The 25495-nt window shown below is 55.1% G+C and carries 15 protein-coding genes; 5 read left to right on the forward strand and 10 right to left on the reverse strand.

Annotated elements, in window-relative coordinates; translation table 11 throughout:
* Nucleotides 1-35: 35 nt before the first annotated feature.
* On the reverse strand, nucleotides 36-254 hold the full coding sequence (locus AC50YL_RS22500; protein WP_494835282.1) for a DUF3238 domain-containing protein: 219 nt from the start codon (nucleotides 252-254) through the stop codon (nucleotides 36-38).
* A gap of 27 nt (nucleotides 255-281) precedes the next feature.
* Between AC50YL_RS22500 and AC50YL_RS22505 the strand changes: the two genes are divergently transcribed.
* The gene (locus AC50YL_RS22505) at nucleotides 282-2450 is read left to right on the forward strand and encodes an MMPL family transporter (RefSeq protein ID WP_494834870.1); all 2169 of its coding nucleotides are present in this window, start codon (nucleotides 282-284) and stop codon (nucleotides 2448-2450) included.
* A 139-nt stretch (nucleotides 2451-2589) separates the two neighbouring features.
* Here the strand turns inward: AC50YL_RS22505 and AC50YL_RS22510 are convergent, their stop codons facing one another.
* Both AC50YL_RS22510 and AC50YL_RS22515 read right to left on the reverse strand, forming a co-directional pair.
* Complete coding sequence (locus AC50YL_RS22510; protein ID WP_494834871.1) at nucleotides 2590-4476, reverse strand: S-layer homology domain-containing protein; 1887 nt, start codon at nucleotides 4474-4476, stop codon at nucleotides 2590-2592.
* 130 nt (nucleotides 4477-4606) lie between these two features.
* Nucleotides 4607-8137: a glucuronyl esterase domain-containing protein gene (locus tag AC50YL_RS22515; protein WP_494834873.1), complete on the reverse strand. Its 3531-nt coding sequence runs from the start codon at nucleotides 8135-8137 to the stop codon at nucleotides 4607-4609.
* Between the two features lie 590 nt (nucleotides 8138-8727).
* Here AC50YL_RS22515 and AC50YL_RS22520 point away from each other — a divergent pair.
* Both AC50YL_RS22520 and AC50YL_RS22525 read left to right on the forward strand, forming a co-directional pair.
* A complete protein-coding gene (locus AC50YL_RS22520; protein ID WP_494834875.1) occupies nucleotides 8728-8901 on the forward strand; it encodes a hypothetical protein in 174 nt (57 codons plus the stop codon).
* Between the two features lie 152 nt (nucleotides 8902-9053).
* Nucleotides 9054-10679 carry a right-handed parallel beta-helix repeat-containing protein gene (locus AC50YL_RS22525; protein WP_494834877.1) on the forward strand — a complete coding sequence of 542 codons (1626 nt, stop codon included), beginning with the start codon at nucleotides 9054-9056 and terminating at the stop codon, nucleotides 10677-10679.
* Nucleotides 10680-10881: 202 nt separating this feature from the next.
* Here the strand turns inward: AC50YL_RS22525 and AC50YL_RS22530 are convergent, their stop codons facing one another.
* Nucleotides 10882-12138, reverse strand: coding sequence for an ATP-binding protein (locus tag AC50YL_RS22530; protein ID WP_494834878.1), 1257 nt, complete (start codon nucleotides 12136-12138; stop codon nucleotides 10882-10884).
* Nucleotides 12139-12481: 343 nt separating this feature from the next.
* Entirely contained in the window at nucleotides 12482-12904 is a 423-nt protein-coding gene (locus tag AC50YL_RS22535) for a hypothetical protein (RefSeq protein ID WP_494834880.1), read from the reverse strand.
* Nucleotides 12905-13130: 226 nt separating this feature from the next.
* Between AC50YL_RS22535 and AC50YL_RS22540 the strand changes: the two genes are divergently transcribed.
* Together AC50YL_RS22540 and AC50YL_RS22545 are read left to right on the forward strand one after the other, a co-directional pair.
* The gene (locus AC50YL_RS22540) at nucleotides 13131-13451 is read left to right on the forward strand and encodes a YbjQ family protein (protein ID WP_494834881.1); all 321 of its coding nucleotides are present in this window, start codon (nucleotides 13131-13133) and stop codon (nucleotides 13449-13451) included.
* A 2-nt stretch (nucleotides 13452-13453) separates the two neighbouring features.
* A complete protein-coding gene (locus AC50YL_RS22545; protein WP_494834883.1) occupies nucleotides 13454-13693 on the forward strand; it encodes a hypothetical protein in 240 nt (79 codons plus the stop codon).
* A 163-nt stretch (nucleotides 13694-13856) separates the two neighbouring features.
* On the opposite strand, the gene AC50YL_RS22550 is transcribed toward AC50YL_RS22545, so the two are convergent.
* The 5 genes from AC50YL_RS22550 to AC50YL_RS22570 all read right to left on the reverse strand — a co-directional run bounded on the left by AC50YL_RS22550 (nucleotide 13857) and on the right by AC50YL_RS22570 (nucleotide 25481).
* Complete coding sequence (locus tag AC50YL_RS22550; RefSeq protein WP_494834884.1) at nucleotides 13857-19811, reverse strand: S-layer homology domain-containing protein; 5955 nt, start codon at nucleotides 19809-19811, stop codon at nucleotides 13857-13859.
* A 23-nt stretch (nucleotides 19812-19834) separates the two neighbouring features.
* Nucleotides 19835-20512, reverse strand: a complete 678-nt coding sequence (locus tag AC50YL_RS22555) for a phosphorylase family protein (RefSeq protein WP_494834886.1) — start codon at nucleotides 20510-20512, stop codon at nucleotides 19835-19837.
* 13 nt (nucleotides 20513-20525) lie between these two features.
* Nucleotides 20526-21698, reverse strand: a complete 1173-nt coding sequence (locus AC50YL_RS22560; RefSeq protein ID WP_494834888.1) for a WG repeat-containing protein — start codon at nucleotides 21696-21698, stop codon at nucleotides 20526-20528.
* A gap of 764 nt (nucleotides 21699-22462) precedes the next feature.
* Nucleotides 22463-23443, reverse strand: a complete 981-nt coding sequence (locus AC50YL_RS22565) for a glycoside hydrolase family 43 protein (protein WP_494834889.1) — start codon at nucleotides 23441-23443, stop codon at nucleotides 22463-22465.
* 55 nt (nucleotides 23444-23498) lie between these two features.
* The gene (locus tag AC50YL_RS22570; protein WP_494834891.1) at nucleotides 23499-25481 is read right to left on the reverse strand and encodes a YjhG/YagF family D-xylonate dehydratase; all 1983 of its coding nucleotides are present in this window, start codon (nucleotides 25479-25481) and stop codon (nucleotides 23499-23501) included.
* Nucleotides 25482-25495 lie beyond the last annotated feature (14 nt).

The raw sequence follows: 25495 nt of genomic DNA on the forward strand, positions 1-25495 counted from the left end.
TTTTAGTCCAACTACAAGTTTTTACTACTACTCTTTCAGGTCTCTAAATGATAGTCCATCTCTCCATCCAGCGCCGCAGGCGTATCTCCCGTTTTCCGGAAATCATGGGCGCAGAGCAATTGAAAGTCTCCATAATCCACTTGTTTATAAAATTCGAAGCACAGGAAACGACGCGCCCGCGCGCTGATTCGGTTTGCGGCAACAATTCGCGTATAATGAAGCATATAAGGCCACGCGGCCTTGTGTTCGTTAATCCATCTCGAAGTTCAAAGGAGCAGCGCATGGCCAGGTATCTTTATCGCTTAGGAAAGTGGTCTTACCGCAGTCGTCGCGGGGTCGTGATCGGATGGATCGTCATCTTGATCGCGGCCGTTGTCATCGGTCTTGCCTTTAAAGGGGCAACAAGCAGCGAATTCTCGATTCCGGGGACGAAAGCGCAGGTTGCCATCGATTTGTTGAGCAAGGAATTTCCCAGCGCGAACGGCGGGAGCGTACGATTGATCTTCGCCGCGCCGGAAGGGAAAACCTTGCAGACGCCCGAAGTGCAGCAAGCGATTCAAGCAACGCTTAAGGAGGCGGCCGCAGACAAGGCGGTCCTCGCCGTCGTCGATCCCTTCTCCACGAAAACGATCAGTCAAGACGGGACGATCGGCTATGCGGACGTCATCTATCAAGCCGACGCGCAGAAAGTCACGAAAGAATCCAAGGCGCACGTCGTCGAGAGCGCGCAAGCGGCTCGCGATGCCGGCGTTCAGACCGAGTTCGGAGGCTCCGTGCAGCTGACGGACTTCGAGACCAGTCCCGTGCCCGAGGCGATCGGCGTATTCGTCGCGTTCGCGATTCTCGCGTTCACGTTCGCCTCGCTGCTGGCGGCCGGACTGCCGATCCTGACTGCCATCGTCGGCGTCGGAATCGGCATCATGTGCGTCTTTTTCGTGTCCAGATTCGTGCCGATGACCTCTACCGCCACCATATTGGCGATCATGCTCGGACTCGCGGTCGGAATCGACTACGCCTTGTTCATCGTATCGCGGCATCGCCAGCAGCTTGCCGACGGGATGGAGCTCGAGGAATCGATCGGCCGCTCCGTCGCAACGGCGGGAAGCGCGGTCGTCTTCGCCGGCCTTACGGTCATTATCGCGCTGGCCGGCTTGTCCGTCACCGGCGTTCCGTTCCTTACGATCATGGGTCTGGCGGCTTCGTTTACCGTGTTGATCGCCGTGCTGATCGCCATTAATTTGATCCCGGCTTTTATCGGCATGGCCGGCCATCGCATCAGCCCCGCCAAGAAATCCAGAGCGTTTCGAACGCCGCCGACCGAGACGAACAAGCACACCCTCTCGCTTCGCTGGGGACGGTTCGTGACGCGATATCCCGTCATCATTCTCCTCGTCGGCATCGTCGCGCTGGTGATCATCAGCCTGCCGGCCCTGCATATGCGGCTCGGTCTGCCGGATAACGGGGCGAAGGCCAAGGAATCCACCGAGCATAAGGGCTATGATTTGCTCTCCAAGGGATTTGGCCCGGGATTCAACGGACCGCTGCTCGTCGTCATCGACGAAGTGGGCAAGCAAGAACCTCAAGCGGCGGCGCAAAACGTAATCAAAGCGCTGTCCGCCGCACCGGACGTCGCGTATGTCTCGCCGCCGAACTGGAGTCCGTCCAAAAAGATCGCGCTCGTCAGCGTGATTCCGAAGACGGGCCCGAATACCGCGGAAACGAAGGACCTGGTCAATTATATCCGCAACGGTACGGACGAGCTGCAGAAGCAAGAAGAAGTCAAGCTGCTGATAACGGGCGTCACCGCAGTGAATATCGACGTGTCGGACAAGCTCAACGGCGCCCTGCCGATATTCGCGCTGGTCATCGTGGGCTTGGCGCTCGTCCTGCTCGCCGTCGTCTTCCGTTCCTTGCTCGTGCCGCTCAAATCGATCATCGGGTTTCTGCTCAGCTTGGCCTCGTCGCTCGGGGTAGTCGTCTTTATTTTCCAGGACGGACATTTCCTGCATCTCCTCGGCCTGTCGCAGGCTTCGCCGATCCTCAGCTTCCTGCCGGTTCTCGTGACGGGGGTATTGTTCGGGCTTGCGATGGATTACGAGGTCTTCCTCGTCAGCCGGATCCGCGAGGATTACATGCATACCGGACAAGCCAAGGAGTCCGTCGTCTCGGGACTCGGCCATAGCGGCCGGGTCATCACCGCGGCAGGCCTGATCATGACCGCCGTCTTCGCGAGCTTCATCTTCACGGAAGACCCGATCACCAAAGCGATGGGCCTCGCCCTGGCCTTCGGCGTGGTGGTCGACGCTTTCGTCGTGCGCATGACGCTCGTGCCGGCCGCGATGGCGCTGCTCGGCAGGTCCGCGTGGTATCTTCCCAAATGGCTGGACCGCGCGCTGCCGCAGCTCGACATTGAAGGGCAATCGCTGCTGAAAGGCCTGAAGGAGAAATAAGATACCGGCTTCACGGAATCAAAAAGACGCTTCCTGCCCCGCTGCTTATGCGGGGTGGAGGCGTCTTTGTGCATGTAGTTGCTTGGTAAGCTACTGCTTACGGGATTTTACGCGCAACCGATTCCGATTCTTATTCCATTCAAGGTTGCGTAATGACCTCGGACCCTTTCCCGTCCGTCATGAACGTATGCGATACGGAAGCTTCCTCGATATCCTGGAACGCCCAGTGCGTCGTCGGCACATCCTTCCAGCTCGAGGTTGTCCAGCCCTGCGAGTCGCGCTTGAGGATGCGGTTGATCATGGCTACCGTCTCGGCGCGGGTCAGCGATTGCTCGGGCTTGAAATTCCCGTCCGGGAATCCGTTGATGATTCCCGCCTGCCGCACGAGCGCGATATCCTGCCGTGCCCAGTGGCCGGCGGTATCCCGGAAGGTCGAGGTTTCCTCGCCTTTCAGGTCCAGCCAGTGGCTTGCGACGGCTGCCATCTCCGCGCGGGTCATCAATTGCTCGGGCTTGAAGGTTCCGTCCGGGAACCCGGTCATCAGACCGTTGGCGCTGGCATACCGGATGGCCGTCGCTGCCCAGTGGCCGGAAGCCACGTCTGCGAATGCAAGCTCCGGGCCGTCCGCAACCGGCGCGCCGGCTCCGACGCGGGAGAGAATAACGGCCATTTCCGCCCGGCTGATGGCCTTGTCCGGCATAAAATTGCCATCGGGGTAGCCCTGCATATAAGCATCATGACGATGCGCGGCTCCGCTCGCCCCAATGTCCAGAATCGAGAAGGTACTGAATTTGGTAACCTCGAATCGCAGCCCTGATTGACCGTCCTTGTACGCGACGACCTGGGGCTTGGCCAGCTCCAGGTCGCCGTCGCCGTGCTCGACGAAGACGGCCAGGTTCGCCAGGTAATCCTCGCGCGCCAGCGCGTCGGTCGGGAGATCGGCATTCGGCAGCGGCAGCACGATGCTGACGGCCCTATTCGCCAGATTCGTCTCGATGGTCAACGGGCGGGCAACGAGCTTGATCGCGTTGCCGGCCGCGGCTGCTTTGACAATTTGGGCGCCTGCCGCCCGTTCCGCGACCTCGGCGCGCTGCGCTTCGTTCCTGATCGGAACGAAGCGGAAATACAGGTCCTCCGCGACATCCTTGAACGCGTCGCTCGGAATGACGAGCTTGCCGTTAACCGTATCGATCTCAAGGCTCAACCCGCCGCGTGCCAGCTCGTCCGCAGCCGCTTTCGGGATGATCAGATCCAGCTGGGATACTTCATCCTTCGCGTCCGGAATGACGATCCGCGCGGCGGATTTCCCGGAAGCCTTGGCCTTGGTCACGGTTTCTTCGGCTCGATCCAGCGTAAAGGCGACCGCGTCCTTCTTGGTGCCGTCGGCGCTCGTCGTACGGCGAATCGTAACCGCGGACACGTTCGTGCCGTCGCCCGTATCGACGACGGCGGCGATGTCCTCGCTCGTCGTGACCGGCGTCGTGCCGGAGCCTCCGCCAGATCCCGTCCCGCTGCCGGCGGAATCCAGCACCGTGATGCCGCCGTCCGCCGGGACGGTCTCCAGGCTGCCGTCGCCGTCGGTCACAAGGAGGTGCGACAGGTTGACGAATGCCTTGCCCGGCGGGGCGTCGGCCTTGATGACGAAATCCACGGTGAGCAGCACGGCGTCGCCCGTTTGCGCGATCTTCCCGCTGCTGGCCGCGGAAAATTTCAATGAAGCCGCGTCCGCGAGTACGTTTCGATCCGAGAGGAAATCCTTCAAAATCGCTGCGCGGTTGATGCTCTCGCTCGCCGTCGTCAGCCGGGTCGCATCGTAGGCAATCGTGGTTTCGATCCCCGCGATATCCTTGACGTCGCTGATGCTGAGGCTTACGCGCACCATGTCTCTCCTATGTCCTTCGCCGCTCGTGAGCGAAGCGGTTCTCGCGCCGGCGCCCATGGCTTGCGGCAGCGGGAGTACCGTCCACGCAACCAGCATGCATAGCGCCAGGATGGCAACCGGATGAATCTTTCCGACTATTTTCAAAACGTTCCCTCCTGTTCCAAACTTCTTGTCGTCACTACGGCTAGACGGCCTTTGCAATCGATAGGATCAAGCTCCCCTGTCATGCAAAGGCCAACCAATCCATGAACCTAGGTTTCTTGCCTGAAATGAGTTATACGACAAGCGACAGGCGGAGAATCGCCACGACATCCGTCACATCGACCGCGCCGTCGCCGTTCATGTCCGAAGCCGCCAATTGCTGCGCGTCGAGCTGCACCTTGCTCACCGTATACTGCAGGACGTGCAGCGCATCCTTATAGCTCACGTCGCCGTCCTGCATCGCATCGCCAAGAGCGAGGACTTTGTTTCGGCCGTTATCGCCGGCGACCGGAGCGCTCGACACGCCAGAATTGTTCTTGCCGGTGACTTCGACGCGCAGGTATTTGCCTGCATACGCCGGTTTCACGGTCAAGCTGGCATTGGTTTCGTCCGCGATCGGGACGAAGTTCGTGCCGTCATCCGAGATGAGCCACTTGAACGCCGTTCCTTGCTCCGGCAGACCCTGCGGATCGCTGTACGCGTACGTCGCGGTCAGCGTTTTGCCGACGACGGCTTCCCCGCTGAATCCGACGTTCGCGACGACCGGGACCTGCATCGTCTTGACGGTGATGACCCCGCCAGCCGCGACATGGACCGGAATATCCGTCTTGTCGGCCGTGTTGTCGACGGCCTCCGCCGCGGTCAGCGTGACGGGAATCTCGGTACCCTCGGCCGCGGACGGATCGACGGTGAAGGTAATCGTCGCCGCGTCGAGCTCATCCTTCGTCATGCCGTCCGGACTGAGCATCGCCATCTTCAGCTGTCCCGGCGTATCGGTGTTGTATTCATGCTGCGTGAAGCCGTCCGCGAAGCTGATCGATTGGAAGGCCAGCTTGGTGCTGTCGTAGGACACGACGAGGTTGGCGCCCCCCAGGTCTTTGACGTTGGCGAATTTGAGCGCGATCGCTGCCTGGCTTCCGGCATATCCGTCCGCGGAAGTCAGCGACGCGTTGATCGCCGCGGGATCGACCACCTCGGGCAGCTTGTAGCTATACCAGCCATCCGTGCCGTCAATGCCGTCCGTGCCGCCGGTAATCGTGTTGAATCCGCCCCAATAATAATCGTACGGGCTTTGGGTCTGACCGTTCGCGACCTTCAGCGAATAAGGGTCCGTGTTCAGCCGCGCCGCTTCCTCGCCGGACAGCGTATGGGTGCCGTAGAACAGGTCGGACAGGTACTTGCCTTCCACGGCGGGATTGGCCGCGCCATGCGGATCCCCGCTGGACACGTAGTTGCCCGTGTTGAATTTGACGAAATCGTCGCCGTTGACGCCGAGCGCCTTGTACACGGCCTTCGCCGTGCTCAGGCTCATGTTGTCGGTCGCGGAGCCGTCGTTATAGTCGTTGAGATTCGTATCGATGATGATCGCGCGATCCGGCGCAAGGGTGGCCACGAGCGACGTTTGGTCGAACGGCAACCGGCTGTATTCGCCGTACGAGTACGAACCTTCCTCATGCTTGTACATATGGCCGTACGGCAGGAAATGGCGGAACATCTCGGTCTCGCGGGTACGGTTGTGCCGGTAGCTGTTGCCGCCGCCTTCCGTGCCGTGGGCGACGATTTTCTCGGCACCGGGATTGTCGTTGCTGAACGGCGTGTCTTTGAAATTAAACTCCTGGCCCTGCGCGTTATAGCGCCAGTTGGCCGGGCCGGTTGCGCCGGCGCCGCCGGCCACGATCGCTTTGATCCGGTCGTCGAACACGCCGGCCACGAAGGCGAGCTTGCCGTTGATGGAGAAGCCTTTGGTGACCGCGCGGTTCGGATCGATCTTGGCCGCCAAGGCCTGGTTGTCGGCGACGGCCAGCTCCAAGATGTCCAAGTAAGCCGACACGGCCGTGGCGTTCGCCATCTCTATGCTCACGTCGCCGGCGGCGCTGTTGCGCGAATACGGAAACAGATTATAGAAGATGCCTGCGCGGTTAAGCGCGGGCCACGCCGCGTTATCGGAGCGCATGCCGTCCGCCGCCCAATTGGGGAAGGCGATATTGGCGATGCCGTTCGCGGTCCAACTGCCGGCGAATGATATCGGCGCCGCTTGGCCTTCAACGACGCCCGCTGTCGGCATCTTGACGGTGACGGTCACGGTCTGCTCGGTTCCGCCGGTGAAGTTAACGTTCGTCGGCGTCACCTTGGCGGTCACGGTGGCGTCGCCGGTTCCCGCGTACGCGTTCGTGACGAGGGATACGTTGTAATCCACGCCCAGCTTCGGCTTGTAGCCATACTCGTAGAACTGGGCCAAATCCAGAATCTCCTGCTTGCGCTCGGCCCACTCCGCTTCGTTGGTGACCATGCCGTTCGTGCCCTTGGTCTTGTCGAAGAACTCCCAGACGTTGGGCAGCGTATTGACCGCGGGCAGGTCATGCGGGTCCGGGTACTTCGTATCCGCCCAGCGCAGTCCAGCGAACGCTTGACTGACCTCCAGTACGGCGGCCTCTTTCTCTTCGCGCGTGGCCGCGGCGTCGCCCTTGATCGCAATATAGGCCGCCTTGGCTTTCACCATGCGATCCTTGGACGCAGGGGTCCATACGTTGCTGCCGTCTCCGTCGTTGGCCGCGTCCGTGCCGTTGCCCGAGCCGCCGGGATTGTTCTTGGAATTCCAGAAGCGAATGTCTTCGTCGGCGCGCCATCCGCTGTAAGCGAGCGGAGACTGCTTGTCCCAGCCGGCCAGCGTGACCTCGCCCCAGTCGCGGTTTCGGACGCGTTCGGAGTTCGGCAGGTTGGAATTGCCTTCGCGTCCCGCGTTGAAGTCGGAGCGGCTCCAGTAGGTGAAGGAACGGCTTTGGTCGTAAATGCCCACGTCCAGGCCGACCTGCGTGCCGTTGGTCAGCTCGCGGTCCCAGTCGTCGCCCCATCCTTCGACCTGCAGCGCGACCTCGTAGGTGTAGTTGACGCCGGGGCTGTTGGTCGCGGCATTATAGCCGGATGATTTGAACGCCTTGAGGCGCGTCGAATAGTCCTGATTGTTCGGGTTGAAGAACGATCCCAGGGAGGGAATCGTGGGGTTATTGAACGAGCCCGCCGCTGTTGCGTCCGGGTTCGCGCCCAAGAAGAAGATGCCTTGGGTATCGGTCTCGAGGCCCCACTTATCATTGTAGACGTCCATCGAGACGAACAGGCCGTCCATCGCCGGCGTGTAGCTGGCGGTATTCCAGTTCGGCGTTCCGGTGTCGGCTTCCACGGCGTCGCCGGTGACTTCCACCAAAGCGTAGAGGACCGGACCGTCCCACATCAGCCGCAAGGTGCCTTCGGTCGTGGCCTCGGGAGCGCCGGCCGTCATGGCCGTGTTGAACTTATTGCCGATCGGGTAAGCCGCGGCCTTGTCCCAGGCTGCGTCCTTGACGCCGTCCACGACGATCGGATCGGTCGTGAACTGAGCGTTTGCCTGTGCCCGAGGCGTGGTGATCTTGTAGCTCATGTTGTTGAGGCCTTCAGGCGAATACCGTTCCAAGACGGAGGTATTGCTCACGAAGTTCTTGTCGTCCCGCCGGTCGTACCCGTATTGGTCGTCCGACGCGGCAAAGGCCGCCGGCGCGACGAGGCCGAACGACGTCGTCAAGGCCAGCATCGCCGTAAAGGCGCTGCGCATTCTTTTTCGCGATTGCATAGTGTATCCTCCCGTTATCGATTCGTGTTTTCTCGCAATTTCGTACGCGTGCATAACGATTTCTCTTTTGACTTTCCGGAGAGCTCCCCTCATCTATGGATGGGCCCTTGACCGCGCTCCGGGTATCCCCTCTTCCGACGGCTGACCCCCCACGTCATGCTGGATCTTAACCTTTGCCCTCCTTTGCAATGCCTTTCGAGATTCGGAAACGATTCACCCTGGACGACATCGCAGCCGAGAACGTCGGAACCTGGCCAAATAACAGCCAACACAATATGTAATCGCTTCCAAAATGCCTTAAAGCCTCTCGCTCAAACGCTATGCGTCTGGCAAGCTAATGTCGGCCGCAAACGATTGACGCCTCCTTTGCCAAAGTCTGCAGACGCCACGGGAATGGAGATGCTGCCGGACTTCGGATGATAGTAGCTTCATCATACGCGCAAGGCGCAGCGGACTGAATTCAATTTCTTTGGTTGTTCACTATCACTTTTCTCGTATATTGGCAGTCGGATGGCCGAGCCTATCCGTTTGCAATCCATATCGATATCATCGATACAATCATAAGTATTTCAAAGCAGGAGCAGCTGTCGATGACTATCAGCCAAGTGGGCGCGGTATCCGAGGAAGCGATGGCCGCGACGCAGCAGGTTTCCGCGATCAGCGGCGGACAGCTGGAGGTCAGCAAGCGGCTGGTCGAACTCTCCAATCAGCTCGAGGAAGTGTCGAAGCGGCTGGAAGCTTCGCTTTCGCGGTTTACGATTTAAGAGCCGGCAACGGCCTTCGGCGAGATCGGATAAAAGTGAGATTGCAAATGTTTTCGTCAGATCCTTCATATTCGGGGATCAAAGGAGATTTTATAATGAGGAGAAGCTGACGACGATTGGCATATTTAGCGTGGATAAAGGAGAGATTGGGTATGGTTTCGGAAGCATGCATCTATGTGAAGGATTTTACCGCGCCATCCGATGCGGACAGCTCGGCAGGCATTCGGGAAGCGATTCGAGCGGCGATCGCCCGGGGAGCCAAGCGGGTTGTATTTGAACCGGGGAGGTACCGGTTGGATTCCGTCGTGCAGTTGGAAACCGAGGGCATGATCCACGATGCGGGAAGCGGGAATCAACGAACGAAAGCGTGCCATATCACGGTTTTGAATACGCAAGGGTTGACGCTTCAAGGAGCGGTCGACGAACGCGGCGAGCCCGCAACCGTGCTTGTCGGCTATAATGACGGGGCCGTGCACGGATTTCTGCCGTCTATTCTGTGGTGCGAGAACAATGAGCAGCTGTCGCTTGAGAACCTGGCCTTTACGCGGGAGCCCGAATTCGCATCCGCTGGCGTAGTCGTCGCCCGCACGGATAGTTCGATCACGGTCGAGGTCTTTGAAGGCAATCCATGCTACGAGGGGATGGGTACCTACTGCATGAATCGGTTGGACCCGGCGACAGGGGCATTGATCGGGGAAAGCGTCACGTATGGGGGCGGCGCCGATGCGGGATGGCGGCAGGCAGGCAATCGGCAGCTTCGCCTTGACAGCGCGGCCGTAGCCGCCAAGGTTCGGCTGGGCGAGCATCTGTCTTGGCATCAAGGCGCTCAAACGGATTTCCAAACGTATTTCGCCCGATGCGACCATCTGACGCTAGCTAATTTGCGCGTCATGAATGCCAACGGATTTGCCATGTTGGCGGAGAACTGCCGTCATATTACCGCGGACCGCGTCGTATTCAAACCGGACGGGAACCGTTTATTTACCGGACCGAGAGATGCCTGGAAGCTGTTCAAGTGCGGCGGACGCATCGACATCAGGAGGATGTACGTGGAAGGCGTCCGAATGGACGGTCAGAATATCCAAAGCAACTGGCTTTTATTGGAGAACAAGCTTTCCTCCCGCGAGGCGCTGTTCTTCGGCAGGTATACCTTCGCGGCCTTGCAGGCCGGCACGCATATCGAATTTTACGCGGGCGAGCATATGGAAAGAAGGACGATCGAGAGTTGGTCGCATGCGGAGAAGCAGGATCGCGGTCACGTCTATCGCGTGCGGTTCACGGAGGCGATTCCCGGCTTTGCGGCAGAGGGAACCTTATGCGCGGCCGATTATTGGGAGGCCGACAGCTACACGTGCGTAGACTCCGCATTCGTCAACATTGCCGGCGCGGGGCATCTGATCCGCAACGACAATGTGCGTATCGCGAACTGCACGTATCGCCACACGATGAATCCGGGGATACTGCTCGGCGCCGAGCTCCCGACGCATGCGGAAGGCGGACACGCCACGAACATTCGCATCGAGGATTGCGAGTTCGATCATTGCGGGTTCTACCCGCGCTATGGGGCCGAGGGATGCATCGGCATCAAATCCGCGGGCTTCGAAGGAAAACATAATCGCCATATCACGATTACGGGGAATCTGTTCAAGCATGCGGCGATCGGCGTGCAGGCGATCGATGCGGATGATGTCGTGATCAGCCATAATCGTTTTGAACACATCGATCGGCCGGTAGCGGTGAGCCCGGGCATTACGGGCAGCGTAGACTTTAGGGAGTAGGTCGTTGAGGTTGTCCCGCGCGTAAACGATTGTTAATCGAATCATGCAATGGGAGAGTTCACGCGCGAAATGGAAAAGGAGCTAAGCGGCTTTGCCTGCTTGGCTCCTTTGTTTGCATGAATAAGAATAGAACTGCTCGGCACCGTCGTTCCGATTGCAGTGATGTCCCGGCCCTTTGCTGCCGCTAACTTAACGCTCGTTTCTACAATCGCGCGGCGATCGGAAATGAAATTTCGAATAGACTCCCCTTATTAATTTGACTCTCCACATGTATGGAACCGTTCATGGCCTTGATAATGCTAAAGGCTACCATGGTACCGAGACCCGTGCCCTTTTCTTTCGTTGAATAATAAGGCGTACCGAGCCTTTGGATCTGTTCTGCCGTCATGCCGCAGCCCGTATCCTGGATCCGGATCAACACCGTTTCCCGCGTTATTTTAACGGCGATATCCACCCTTCCGTTCGAGGAAGCTTCAATGCCGTTTTTGATCAGGTTGATTAAACTTTGCCGGAGCTGCTGACTGTCCCCGAGAATCGAATGATCGGTATCCGTGACCACCGTTAACGTTACTTGTTGCATGTTTGCATATGGCGTTAATACGCTAACGACTTGCTGAAGCTCCGCCGACAAGTCAAGAAAGGCCATCTTCTTCATTTGAGGTTTGGCGAAGGTTAGATAATCCGATATGATGTTAATCGCCGTATTCAGTTCACTCAAGGCCACTTCGGTCAAATTCTCGCGCTTCGCCGCAGAAAGTTCCCTCTCGTTGAACAGCTGCAATAACCCCTTTACGGTCGTCAATGGATTTCTGATCTCATGCGATACGCTAGCGGCAATTTGACTCATGACCCTCATTTTTTCAATCTCCAGAAGTTCCTTTTGCATTCTGAAATAACTGCTGACGAATTCCACCAGGTACACGGTTATGCAGATCCCGAGGAACTCGATCACCCTGAATGACACGTGAAGCATTAGGCTATTGTAGGTCGCATGAGTCATCATACACCAGAAAATCTTCAATGATATCGGTACCAGACCGGTAGATAGCAAAAGGGCTTGAAACCGTTTCGCGCGGGTGTTTAATCGGGTTTTGATCGAGATGGCCACAAGGCTCGAGTATGTTCCTCCTGCAACCAACAAAGCGATAAAGACGCCATCGCCGCCGAGCATGCAGCGGTATGCCATCAATAGAACTAGAAGTGCCGCTCCCACTCTTGGACCACCGTATAAAATGCCCAGCACAAGCGGAATCATCCTAAAATCGAACAGATAGTCGCCTTCGTAATGGTATGGAAAAGACAAGCATAAGATAATGGCCGTGCTTAAAAACAGGAACAATACGATGTTCTGCACTTTGCCGGTTTTCTCCGCGTATTTCGTCCAGAAAACGAAATATAAAATCGATGGCATGCAAATAAACATAAAATTTCCCATGATGCTCTGTAAGCATTGTGCCAATATATTCTCCACCCTTGAAAAATATATGTTGCTTAATTGAGAGAAGCATCAATTAGTTATTAATACGATGGCGAATTGGAGCCCGCTCATAATTCTAGCATGGGTCTTTTAAAAATAATGTCGCTTTCTGTTGCCGTATTCCCTTAGGATGCAAAATACGACTTCCCGCTAGAATCCGAACTAGTCAACAACATACAAAAAGCCGCAAATGGCGCGGCTTTGTGCGTTACTATGCGCTTGTCACCCGGCGCCGGCCGGCTGCTAGATCACGATCGTCCCCTCCGAGCTCGATGAAGCATCCCGCGACCCGCGAGCCAAACCGCCGCGCCGGTACCCCATAATATCAGTGCTGAACCAAAACCGACGGATACCCGCCATGCCACGATTTCATGCTCTCCCCATGTAACTCTCGCAGGCATCGCCAGTAAAGTAGTTCCGGCAAAAGGGTCGCTCCCGCCAAATAATGAATCCGGATCCGGAAGAGACGTGCCAACGGAAAGAAATGCGCGCCGACGATAAGCGCCATGACGGGAAAGAAGACATCAAAGTGATCGGTTGCGCCGCAGATCCCGCTTGCAATCCCGATCAGCGCGCCTTCGAGGCCGAAGCAGCTGATCAACAAAGACGGGATCCATAGCCAGGAGCCTCTCCAACCTTGCAGTCCGCCGATTCCGATCCCCGCCCACAACATCCCGAAGAATGCCATAAAGAGAACACAGGTGGCCGCGCCCGTGACAGCCGCTCTGGGAATGTTTTTTTGCGACATGGATGAAGCCCTCCCTTGCGATTATAGAGTTGAATACGTACTCAGGATACCGCAGCGCTTGTGTACGGATTAGTATCAACTATCATAGAAAGGGCATGACAAGTGTCACCTTTCAGACGAGCGGTCATTTCTCCAATGTCAGACATTGGTAAGTACCTCAATTGATGCTTTGCGCATCGACTTCCAGCATGTTACAGTTGAAGAAAAGCGCAAAGGAGCCAACATCATGCTCGTTGTCACCACCGAAAACATCGCGGGCCACCGAATTGAACGCGTACTGGGCCACACCTTTGGCGTCACCGTCCGAAGCCGCGGGATTGGCGGAAACATCTCCGCTTCCGTCCGCAGCCTGTTCGGAGGCGAAATCAAGGAATATACCGAAATGATCGAGGACGCGCGCAAAGCCGCCATCGACCGCATGATTCAGAATGCCCATGCCATGGGTGCGAACGCCATCGTGATGATGCGCTTCGACTCGGGCGAGATCGGCCAGTCCATGTCGGAAATCGTCGCTTATGGAACCGCGGTCGTGGCGGAGAAGCTCTAACGATGACTCTCTTCGTTGGCCTCTATTTTATCGTTGGTCCCGTAATCGTCGTCATCTCCGTCATTGCCACCTTCGTCTATCGGCGCAAGCGATTAAAGCAGGACGTCAACGAACCGCCATATGATTTCCAGCAAACGGATGAAATCGCGATCGATCCGACGACCGGCATCAAGCAGCGGGTGTGGTACAACCCGCGCACCGGCGAACGATATTACCAGAACATCACTGACGGCAAAAAGTAGTCCCGGCCAGTCCGAGGGATGCGATGCAAAAACCGGGTTTGCACTCAATGAGCTTCCACAATTAAACAAAAAACCACATCCATTAGATGTGGTAAATAAAGAAAACCCTTGATTTCTCAAGGGTTTTCTTCTTATTCATATGGATCCTAGAGGGCTCGAGACATTACTGAATGATATTGTAGAGCAATTGCGCTGCTTCGGCACGAGTCGAAATTCCTTTCGGCTCAAACTTGCCTTCTGCTCTACCCTTGATCCATTTCATTTCCCCAGCAGCTTGTACATATGATTTCGCCCAATCTGACACCTGATCCGAATCCTTGAAGAAGCTTCCCGAATAGTTGTCCAGTTTCGTTCCTTTGAGCAATTCATACGCACGTGCAGCCATAATGACCATTTCTTCTCGCGTAATCGCGCCATTCGGATCAAACGTCGAGGCGCTCTTTCCTTTGGCAATCCCCGCAGCGTAAGCAGCCGAGACCGATTGCGCGTACCATGCGTTCGCCGCCACGTCGTTGAAGCGCACATCCGATGTTTGCTTCAGCCCCAATGCCCGCACGATCATGGTGATGAACTCGGCACGGGTCACTTGGCGACCCGGCTCGAAGGTCGTACTGGACGTACCCACGATAATGTCCTTCGCTACCAATTCTTGTATCACTTTGTATGCCCAATGACTCTTCGGCAGATCCGTGAATGCCACTTCCGGCTGCGTGTTCGGGTCCGTCGGGCCCGTTGGAGGTGTCGAAGTCGTAGCAGCCGTTACCGTTACCGCCACCGTCTTCGTCAGGCTGCCGTCTACCGTCGTTACCGTAATGGTTGCCGTGCCGGCAGCTACCGCCGTCACGACGCCGTTGGCGACCGTTGCGACCGCATTGTTGCTCGTGCTCCATGTAACGGCTTTGTTCGTCGCGTTCGACGGAGCGACCGTCGCCGTCACCGTACCTGTGCCGCCTACTTTCAGGTTCAAGCTGCTCGCGTCAACCGTCACGCCCGTTACGGCGATAATCGCCGGCGGCGTCGTTACAGGGGGCTGCGTCGTTACCGGGACGTTCACGATCTCGGAACGGTCTCTGACCCGGATTCTAGGATGCATGTCCGAATCGCTGACAACCTCGCCGATCGAAGCCAAACCGACTACGGACACTTTTGCTCCGACCGTAACGAACGGAAGCGTCGTTCCTTTCGTGATGTATCCGTTAATGAATACGATTGCCGGGCCGGACCCGTCATCGATCGTGAATTGATTGACCGTTCCGTCTTCGTCTTTGTTAATATCCGATACGATGCCCTCCGTTTTCACCAAAAGTCCGGTGTTTTCGGGCGACATGGAAGCCGTCGTCGAGAGCGCGGAAGGCGCGATTTTCTGGATGCTTGGATTCAAAACCGTGATTTTGCTGACCGTCAATTCGACTTCGCCTTGATAATGCGTGATCTTGCCTTCGAACCTTGCTTTTTGTCCTTCTTGAATGCCCGAGGCAACCGGGAATAGATTGATCCCGCCCGATGCGTCCTGCGCATATATCGCATCGAAGAAACCTTTGTTCGTATCCGGATTTGTGCTTTGCGTATTTACCTCGCTCGTTGCTGTCGCTTCAATGATAACTTCCGTTTCATCCGGCAGATTCTTGGCATCGGCAATGCTTGTGATCGTCTGCGGATTAGCCGTTTTATACAGGTTATCCATCAAATTGTAATTGACATATGGCAATGTCCCGGCGTTTTCTTGCGTAACCTGGATTTCAAAGTTACTCATGAACGATCCGCCGGCAACGACGACAAGGGACGTTTTACCGTTCGCATGCGTGACCGTTTCGGATGCCGCGATAAGTTTCTCTTCCGGGTTCGTTGCAACCTCGCTGTTCGGATTGACATATTTCGGGATATAAAGCCCATCCGAATTGCTCTTTCCTTTATCCGTTTTATTCGTTCCTACGGTGACGTAAGGGAAAGCAGGCTTGGTCGTGCCGTATCCAAAGTTGTCATTGTCGGTTTCAGCCGAATACGTGGTTGGGAAGCCAAACACGAGCGGGCTTACCGTCGCCGGCAGCGTGGAGGTTCTTTCTCCGGTATCCGGGTCGACAGCGTAAATGGTTGAACCCGAGTATTGGCTGTAAGTTTGTCCGTCGACGACGCCTTGCAGCAACGGATTCGCCATGTTGAACTCCGTCGGATACAAGCGATACGCTTGTCCGCCGTTCTTATCGTCGTCCAACACCTCATCGTCGCCTTCGCGCAGCGTGGAACCGATGGCTGCCAGGATCTCGTTCTGCAGCTCGGACATATGCTTCTTCGGTGAAGCCGGATCCGCGTTCGTGGATTCCGAGTAGTCCGCGATATCTCCGAAGACAAGCGTGTTTCCGTTTTCCGCGAATGCCTTCAACGCCGCGGTTTCCGCCGCCGTGTAGTTGGCCGGAGTCCCCCATGCCGGAACGCTTTTTCTTGAAGGAGCATTCAAAATGATCATTTTGTATTTCGGATTGCCGGTAGCGGCGATTAGATCCGCCGACGTGTTCAGCTGTACGACTCTCACGCTGTTTGCCCCTGCGAGAGTCATCATATTGGCCATCGTATTCGGATAGCTTCCTCCGCTGACGTATTCATTGCCGTGCGAGGCATCAAGTCCGACATACGATACGGCGTTGATATCAACAACCTTCATCGTGCTGGTCGCCGTATACGTCTTATCGACGCCGTTCAACGTAAGCACGGCGCTGATCGTAACGGTTTTGGTTCCGGGAGTCGTCGGCGTATAACTGAATACATCCGCAGCGACACCGGAGGGCGCGATGCTTGTGCCGAGCGTCACCGTTTTGTCGGCGCCGGAATCTCCGTCTACGGCATAAGAAATAGATTTCAGCGTGACAGGCGTACTTTCATCATTGAAGAAGTTTGTCGTTACGTTCAATGCCTCTGTCGTAACCGGCATGACCGCGCTGTTGGTGACCGAGTTAATGCCGACCTTCGGCGCTGAGCCGAGCCATATCGGCGCGGTGACGGCGATAAAACCTTGGTTGTCCGTGATGATTGCAAAGTAATAACCGGCAGAAGGCGCCGTCATCGAATAGGTGTAATTGACGTTGCTCGTTCCGACAGGGTAGGTCTGCTGATCTACGATTTTACCGCCGTAGCTGATCAGCTTGACGGATGCGATATTGCTGGTCTCCACGCCTGGGTTCTTATTGGCTGCTGTTACCGTGATGTCTGCGGTCGCAGGGGGATTATCCAAGATAGCGCCCATGCTGTAGGTGTTCGTTCCGTCGGACAGATGATAGGTAACATCCAAATCCCGGTTTTCCGTCGACCATACCGAACGGTCATGCAATGCCGTATAAATGCCGGTCAATGTAAAATCGTTCGTATACACGACCGTCGCGGCGGTATTCGAAGTGCCCCAGCCCTTTTTATGATTATCGCCGTTATTAGTAGGGGCCACGTGCCAGCCTTTATCCAGCGCCAAAATAAATTGATCGACGGAACGGAAGTATCCGCCGGAGCCGATGGCTCCTTCGCCGTTGCCTGCTTCGACAAGCGTAACTTTATCGTCGATCGCGTTGTCATGATAGCCAAAGTTCGCAAAGTTACCGAATGTAGCTCCGGGATGGTTCAACATGGAAATGGAGCCCGGCGTGCTTTTAAGCATTTGATAATAGGTTTGCAGTCCCGCATCGTTCGTTTTGTTATTCAAAGTCGCGTTGTTGCGGCTGACAAAACCCGTTGTGTTAAAGGTATTCATGTGTCCCGGGCCGCCGGACCATGTCATCTCATAACCGTAATCGGTCACGAAATTAGGAGTGGCTGCGTCCGTTGCCGCCTTTTTGCCGTTAAGCCAAGCAGCGTTGGCCGTGTTGTAATCATTAATATTCTTATCCGCGTTCACGTCGTAGGTTGCCGAATCGTATGAGTTGGAGTGGTCGGTTACGATAAAGAAATCGAATTTGCCCTGATCTCTTGCATAAGTATACGCCTCCGCCAAGGTGCCTTGACCGTCCGAGTTAATCGTATGCGCGTGAAGCGATCCGTAATAGTTCTTTTCCCCGCCGGTAGCTTTCTTGGCCGTATAGGCGTAGGTTACAGGATCGCTGTCCACATAATTTGCAAGCGTTGCTTTTGCAACGATTCTTACCGGGAAGTACGTGGCATCCAATGTGATCGGATCCGTATAAGCTTGGTCGACCGTGCCCACGAGCGTACCATCCGTTGCAGAATAAGAATTTTTATAGATCGAATATAGAATCGTTGAACCCGCCGTAGCCGATGTTAATGCGATGGGCGTAGCGGCGGTAATTGCAGAACTCCCTGGGGTTGCTAATACATTAGCGACCTTGCTTTGCTTATAGGTAAATGTTTGCGTCGCCGTTGTATAGGTGCCGTCTGTCGCCGTTGCCGTAATCGTTGCAGTTCCGTTTTGGAATGCATCGACCGTAACGTCGACCGAATTGCCCGTACTCGTAACAGGAGCGCCTCCATTTACGCTATAGGTAATGGTCGCGCCCGTAGTTGCGGTCGCAAGCGTCACCTTGGCGTTAAGCGGCACTGCCGTTCCTGGCGTTACGCTGGAAGTCATAAACTCCACCGTCGGCGCTGAAACAGCGGTAAGATCGGCCGTATTGGAGGAAAACAACTGCACGCCGTTGTTATAAATCGCGACGGCCATTGTGATGTTCGCATAAGTTCCAGCTGCTAGAGTAATACCTTTGGTACGCAATGTAGCCGAAACGCCTGCCTGGCTGACGGTGTGATTATAATAGCTCGTTCCCGTTCCGGCGATCGTGACGAGTTTCACCGTGTCGACAGCGACCAGCATTCCCTCATACGTTCTGTCTGCAAGCTGACTGAACATGATTTTGGTCGGAGTCGGGAGAGTCGGAGCATCGTTACGTACAACGACATGCGCCGCATCTACGGCATCTGGAACAATTTCCATCAAGCCGTTATACGGCGACGTTTTCCCATGGACGTAGATTTCTTTGCCCAGATAGGAAGAGAAGTCTCCGCCGGATTTATAAATCGTGATCCCGCTGCCGGCGTTCATGCCGTCTTGCATGTATAAGGTCGTGTTTCCGTTTAAGTACGTACCAATGCCTTTAACCCAGACATCAGTCCCGGCAGCAAGCTTTTTCGCGTCCGCATTCGATGTAATGGTCTGCTGATTGTAAGATAGGGTAACGACATCGGACGGCATAAGCGTCGGCGATTTCGCTACGGCCTTGACGACAAACGGGTTAGTTCCCGCAAAGCCGCCTTCGGATAGAGCCGTGATCGGCGCTGCATACAATTTCGTGGAGCCGCCCACTGTTGTCGACGGGTTCGTACCGTCTGTGGTGTAATAAATTTGCGCGGTTGGATCCGTATTCGATAACGTGATCGGCGTTACATCTAATATCGCGTTCGTTGCGTCAGGCGTTGCGGCAACTGACGGCGTTGTAGATGCTGGATCTTTAGTTCCATAAAGCTGAATATTGTTGATATTATTACCAACGTTGGTAGCTATCTGAGAACCATTCGTTTGGGTTTCAGAACTTTTGACGACCCTGATGTAGAGTTTGTCTTGATTTTCGGCAGAAGCCGGTAATACCATTCCGTAATTGACCGGTGTCGCGTTTTGATTCTTTACTGAAAAGCCCGTAGTATTCAAGTTCCCGAAACTATTCCATGTACTACCATTTGTACTCCACTCCGAATTAAAATCTCTCGGACCTGTTGCTGCGGAATACATCATAAAATTAAGTACTAGGTTATTAAATCCTTTTGTTGATGTACTGACCATCCAATAACTTGGACTATTGAAACCCATGCTTTTTAACGAGGATGTAGAATAAGTAAAAGCAGTCACTTTCGTTGGAGATACTCCTTGGTACAATTGCAGCAACGTAGTGGCGTCATTGTAATAACCGCTTGTGGCGGCGATATCCCCGGTAGTGTTTGCAGTTCCAGGTAAAGCGCCTAAATTCCAGCTCGTGATTTCAGACTTCCCTGTTGTTGCTTGCGGCGGATTGACGGTATCATTAACCGTAGTAGCAGCGAATGCCGTTGTTGCCGGAAATGACGGCAATACGCTGTTCACTAATAATAGGCTTGACAGGCCTATACTCCACAGCACTTTTTTTAATGCTTTCATGTCCTCGCTCCTTGTAGAATTATTTATTGCAAAATATTCGCATGAAATGAAAGGATCCGAAGCGCCAGAAGAATGGCGGTATGCCCCCCGCTTTGTCTTGCTGCCTCCCCGATTGTTTCATTCGTGCTCCTATTTTCACAAACATGAAGGATTGATAAAACCTCTATACCGATAGAGGTTTCGTTCAGCTTATAGATTGGAGCTGTCGTAAAGTCTAAAATCTTGGATTCCGGGCTGATCGTATATGTGCTATCCATTAAATAATTATCGTCGGTCGTAGTTGTACAGCTGTCTACGTTTATACCGGTTTCTCTCAAAATAGCTTCCGTATATTGAAGCAGTTTTTCAGAGGCCTCATAGCATTTTCCATTTTCATACGCTTTATTTATGTACATTGCCGAACCAACCGATAAGCTAGGATCATCGGTAATGCAATCCCCATAATAAACAACGCGCTTGATTTGATTTTTCAAGCATAGCTCCGTTAAATAAGCCATCGTTGATGTCTTGCCGATCCCAGCCGATAAAACGATGATGGGGACATTATTAAACGTTCCCGTTAGACCAACTTGTCCTCTCGTTTCCGTAAAAATATCTACGCTGTCCAAGTAGTGCGCCGCGATCATCTTCACTCTGTAGGGATCGTCTGTAAGGAAACAAAGGCCCGGCAAAACAGATTGATAACGATCCAGTACATGCATAACTCAACCTCGTTTAGTTTCTAGGGTCCCAGACATACTTCCCGGTTTTATCGATATAGCCAATCCTGCCATCGGTAAAGCTTACTTTGGCAATGCCGTTTCTAAACTCTCCGGCCATATCGTGCTTAATATAATTGTCCTGATCTTTCGGAATAACCGGATTAACCATAAGTTGCCCGTCCTTATTGACATACCCGCCAGCACCGTCGGCAATCGGAGCTAAACCTTCCGTAAACAGCGTCTCATCATAGTGATCATTTAAATTGGGGACCACTTTATACGCTCCGGATTCATCGATGTATCCGATTGAGTATGCATTGATGCTGTCGCCCACGCAAACCTTTGCAAGCCCTTCTGAAAAACCGTATGCCTTCGCGAATTGAGGTTCGATCTTCATATTGCCCTTTTTATCGATATATCCGTATTTAGTAACGGAGGTTTCCTTATCCTGCACGGCTACCGCTGCTAATCCTTCCGAGAAGCTGCTGCCGGAACTATATTTACTAGCGTCGATCATTACTTTTCCTGTTTTGTCGATATACTCGTATTGTCTCTTATCGTTCTTTACTAAAGCCAAGCCATTAGAAAAGCTATTCGCTTCATAATATTGATAGGGAATAATAATTTTCCCAAAACGATTAATATACCCATACATTTCGGTTTTATCGTCTTGTACCAAGATCGCGCCTTCGCTTTGCGTAGGCGTACCGCTTCCATTGAACAGCATCGAAACGATCTGCATATCAGTAGGCAACGTGTATAAAATCTTACCTCTTTTATCCAGGATGAAATATGTAAGGTCATACGTGTCCTGATCGATTTTAATCGCACCGGCTACCTCTTCGTTATACTTGGTTATATATGAAAAATCCGGCTTTACTACCATTTTCCCGGTCATATCGATCGCGCCGTATTTTACGCTATCATCTTCCCTTGCATCTTGGCTGCCATCCGAACTTAACTCAACGACGGCGATACCATCATGAAAGTCATCGGCCCAAGCATAAATCGGTTTGATTTCAATAGTCCCCTTTTTATTTACATAGCCCCATTTCCCATCGACTTGCACAGGATATAATAATGTTTCGGCATCATTCTTCTTTTTTTCTGTTAGAATACCTATGATTACCGCCGCCATCACAAATACAATTATGAAGAGCGCGTAAATTTTTATCTTTTTTTTCATTTTACTTTTATCCTTTCTTCAGTGAACACGCATCATTACATACGTTAAATTAATTGTTTTCAACAGAGGGATAGCAATCGCTGATTAAAATCGACTATTTTCAACACATTATGAAGTCCCCTGCCAAACGTCACAAATTGTATCTTACAGCTTTATTGTTATATTCAGATCATTAAATTGTAAATTTCAGAGAGGATTTGTGTTGATCTAGAGTAAAGGACGAAATATTGTTGCTTGCCACGCAAAGATTTCGCCATACGCAGGCCTCCTGGCTACGAAGGTTGCTTGGTCCTTCCGCGACCGGACTTTCGCCGGCTAGAAGATCCGTGCTAAGCTCGGCACGCTAACATAAAAAAACGGCATCTCTGCCATTCGTTGTTGAGGTAGTGGCGGTGAATAAGAGGCACGAACAAGGGTTTAGTCAAATGCTCATGAACAAATGCTCCGTTTGACCTAATGCGAGCATTATTTCAACATACAAAAAACCTTTAAACACATGGAAAACCTTGTGTTTAAAGGCTGTTTCTTAATGGAGCTTAGGGGATGGCGTCACAATACTATAAGCAATGGCTCAAACATGCAGATGTGAGGAAAACAACTCTTGCGACGATATTTAAACCACCCCGCGCATAAGAAGTGGCAAGGTGCTGGTAATACGCATGTCTTAAGACCTGGGAGTATGAACTGATGGTGAATTGTCCTGGCAAGCAATATAGCCGGATCTTTAATTGGCCTCTCGCAATGAGCTGGAGATCGCCTATTTTCTATTGATAAGGATCGATCGTCCGAATCGTACCGTCCTCGTTATACCGCAGCTCCGTATACTTGACGCAGCGCTTGTGGTTCACGCCTTCCGACAGCGAGCAGTCGTGGTAGAACAGATACCATTTCTCTCCGAACTGCACGATGGAGTGGTGCGTTGTCCAGCCGATAACGGGCGTAAGGATCGTCCCCTTAAAGGTATAAGGGCCCATCGGATTAGGGCTGACCGCGTAGACCAGCTTGTGAGTCGTGCCTGTCGAGTAGCTCAAGTAATACAAGCCATTGTACTTATGTACCCAGGGACCCTCGAAGAATCGGTGCTCCTCGTTTCCCGCCAGGATCGGATGACCCATTTCGTCCACGATCGAAATTTCCTGCGGCTTGTCCTTGAAGCTCAGCATATCTTCGCTCAGCAGCGCCGCGCGCGGCCCCAGGGCAGGCTCGTCCGGCGCGGGTCCCGTTGCAGCGGGGTCGAACTCGCCGGTCTGCCATTTCTCCAGCTGGCCTCCCCATAAGCCGCCAAAATAGATGTACGCTTGATCGTCGTCGTCTACCAGCACGGCAGGATCGATGCTGAAGCTGCCGGCGATATAGCGTTCCTGCGGAGCAAACGGGCCTGCCGGTAATTGCGACGTCGCTACGCCGATGCGGAAATTCCCTTCTAGGTCCCTTGCCGGGAAAAACAAATAGTACATGCGGTTCTTGTATGCCGCATCCGGCGCCCACAGCTGTTTCGAAGCCCACGGAATGTCCTTCAGGTGCAGCGCTTCGCCATGTTCGACGACAGGCGAATCGAAGCCGTCCATCGACAGCACGCGGTAATCTTCCATGGCGTATTGGTCGCCGTTGTCGTTGCTGGGTCCGTCAAGATCCAGATCATGCGACGGATAGATATAGATCTTGCCTTCAAACACATGGGCGGACGGGTCCGCAGTGTAAATATGCGTCACGAGCGGCTGATTCGGTTCTGGCGCTTTACTCATATTCGCAATCTCCTTTTCTTGTTCTCTTATTGACTCCAGCACTGCAGCACAGCGATTAATCGCCATTTCTTGCAAGCGCTTGCATGCCGGCCTTCAGCGTCCGGATGATGCGGTCCGTGTCGTAGACGCAGCCTTTCCAAGTGCCGCCGCTTGCCGCTTGAAGGGCTGCCCATAACCGGGTATCGTCCGGCAGCGACGGGTCCTCCGCCAGACCCGGATGAGACGTTCTGGCGGCCAGAATGGCCGTGCCGGCTTCCGGCGATTCAGGCTGCGCTCCGCAGCCCACCATGTGGATGCTGCCTTCCAGCCTGCGCGTATCGATTGAGATGTCGACCCAATCGCCGTCCCTAAGCCGTCCGACCGGCCCATCGGCGAGCGCTTCGGGCCCGATGTGCCCGATGCATGCGCCTGTCGATACGCCGGAGAACCGGGCGTCGGTCAGGAGCGATACCTGACGTCCGAAGGATAAATGCTTCAACGCCGACGTCAGCTGGTACGTCTCCTCCATCCCGGTACCGGACGGCCCGCGTCCGATAAGCGCAAGAATGTCGCCGGCGGCAATGCCGCCCGTCTTGATCGCCCGGATCGCGTCCCGTTCCGTGACAAACACTTTCACGCGGCCGGTATGCCGGTACACGCCATTTTCATCCAGAACGGAAGGGTCGATCGCCGTGGATTTGATGACGGAACCTTCGGGCGCCAGATTACCCTTCGGGAACGTAACGGTCGGCGCGAGTCCGGCCGCTCGCGCCGACTCCGGACTGTATATGACCGTGTCGGGGTCGATCCCCTCGCGCTCCGCAAGGTAGGCGCGCATGCGCCGCCGGCGCTCGGAAGTCTCCCACCAATCGAGCGTCTCGCCCAGCGTAACGCCGGCAGCCGTAAGGACCGTGTCGTCCAATACGCCGATCCGCCGCAGATGGAGCATAACCTCCGGTACCCCTCCCGCGAGGAACACATGTACGGTCGGATGCGGTACCGGTCCGTTCGGGAGAACGCTGACGATCCTCGGGACGGCGCGGTTCACTTCCGCCCAATCGCTTGCATCCGGGACGGCTAGTCCCGCTGCATGCGCGATTGCCGGTATATGCAGGAGCAGGTTGGTCGAGCCGCCGAAAGCGGCATGTACCGCCATGGCGTTACGAATGGATGCGTCTGTCAACACCCGTTCCATGGTTAATCCCTGCGCTGCCAGCGACATGGCCGCACGGGCGGACTGCCGGGCCATCGCGCTCCAGACCGGCTGTCCCGAAGGAGCAAGAGCGGCATGCGGCACCGTGAGCCCCATTGCTTCCGCCACCACCTGGGCGGTGCCGGCCGTGCCAAGAAACTGGCATCCCCCGCCCGGCGTCGCGCAGGCGCGGCAGCCGAGGTCGGCGGCCTCCTCCAACGACAACTCGCCGTTCGCATACCGGGCTCCGATCGTTTGTATTTTGCCGGCATCCTCGCCGCGCGTCGGAGGCAGCGTCACCCCGCCGGGCACGATGACGCCGGGCAAATTCCTCATACCGGCAAGCGCCACCATCATGGCGGGCAGCCCTTTGTCGCACGTAGCGACGCCGATTACCGCCGAGCGCGTCGGCAGCGAGCGGACGAGCCGCCGCATCACCATGGCCGCATCGTTGCGGTACGGGAGCGAATCGAACATGCCGGTCGTTCCCTGCGAGCGGCCGTCGCACGGGTCGCTGACGTAACCGGCGAACGGAATGCCGCCTGCCCCCGTTACTTCTTCTGCCGCCGCCTTCATCAGCAGGCCGATCTCCCAGTGGCCGGTGTGGTAGCCGAGCGCCGCCGGCGTGCCGTCCTCGTTACGGATGCCGCCCATCGTACCGAGAATCAGCACCTCCCGGCCCCGCAGGCGATCCGCCTTCCAGCCCATGCCTACGTTCTGGCTCCAGCCGAACAAGTCGCCGCTCGGCGCGTTCAGCAGCAGCTCCGGCGTCAGCGGCAGCGAACCGGACGGTCCCGCCGCGTGAGTCTCCACCTCGAAATACGAGTCGTCTTCCGGTCCCATGATCGCCCGCAGCTGTTCGTTCATTACGCGCTTCCTCC

The organism is Paenibacillus sp. J22P277 (assembly GCF_059383675.1).

Bases quoted from the DNA above. Each gene is read 5' to 3' on its own strand.
- AC50YL_RS22505 (WP_494834870.1), top strand. From the start codon at position 282: ATGGCCAGGTATCTTTATCGCTTAGGAAAGTGGTCTTACCGCAGTCGT.
- AC50YL_RS22515 (WP_494834873.1), bottom strand. From the start codon at position 8,137: ATGCAATCGCGAAAAAGAATGCGCAGCGCCTTTACGGCGATGCTGGCC.
- AC50YL_RS22520 (WP_494834875.1), top strand. From the start codon at position 8,728: ATGACTATCAGCCAAGTGGGCGCGGTATCCGAGGAAGCGATGGCCGCG.
- AC50YL_RS22525 (WP_494834877.1), top strand. From the start codon at position 9,054: ATGGTTTCGGAAGCATGCATCTATGTGAAGGATTTTACCGCGCCATCC.
- AC50YL_RS22535 (WP_494834880.1), bottom strand. From the start codon at position 12,904: ATGTCGCAAAAAAACATTCCCAGAGCGGCTGTCACGGGCGCGGCCACC.
- AC50YL_RS22540 (WP_494834881.1), top strand. From the start codon at position 13,131: ATGCTCGTTGTCACCACCGAAAACATCGCGGGCCACCGAATTGAACGC.
- AC50YL_RS22545 (WP_494834883.1), top strand. From the start codon at position 13,454: ATGACTCTCTTCGTTGGCCTCTATTTTATCGTTGGTCCCGTAATCGTC.
- AC50YL_RS22550 (WP_494834884.1), bottom strand. From the start codon at position 19,811: ATGAAAGCATTAAAAAAAGTGCTGTGGAGTATAGGCCTGTCAAGCCTA.
- AC50YL_RS22555 (WP_494834886.1), bottom strand. From the start codon at position 20,512: ATGCATGTACTGGATCGTTATCAATCTGTTTTGCCGGGCCTTTGTTTC.
- AC50YL_RS22560 (WP_494834888.1), bottom strand. From the start codon at position 21,698: ATGAAAAAAAAGATAAAAATTTACGCGCTCTTCATAATTGTATTTGTG.
- AC50YL_RS22565 (WP_494834889.1), bottom strand. From the start codon at position 23,443: ATGAGTAAAGCGCCAGAACCGAATCAGCCGCTCGTGACGCATATTTAC.
- AC50YL_RS22570 (WP_494834891.1), bottom strand. From the start codon at position 25,481: ATGAACGAACAGCTGCGGGCGATCATGGGACCGGAAGACGACTCGTAT.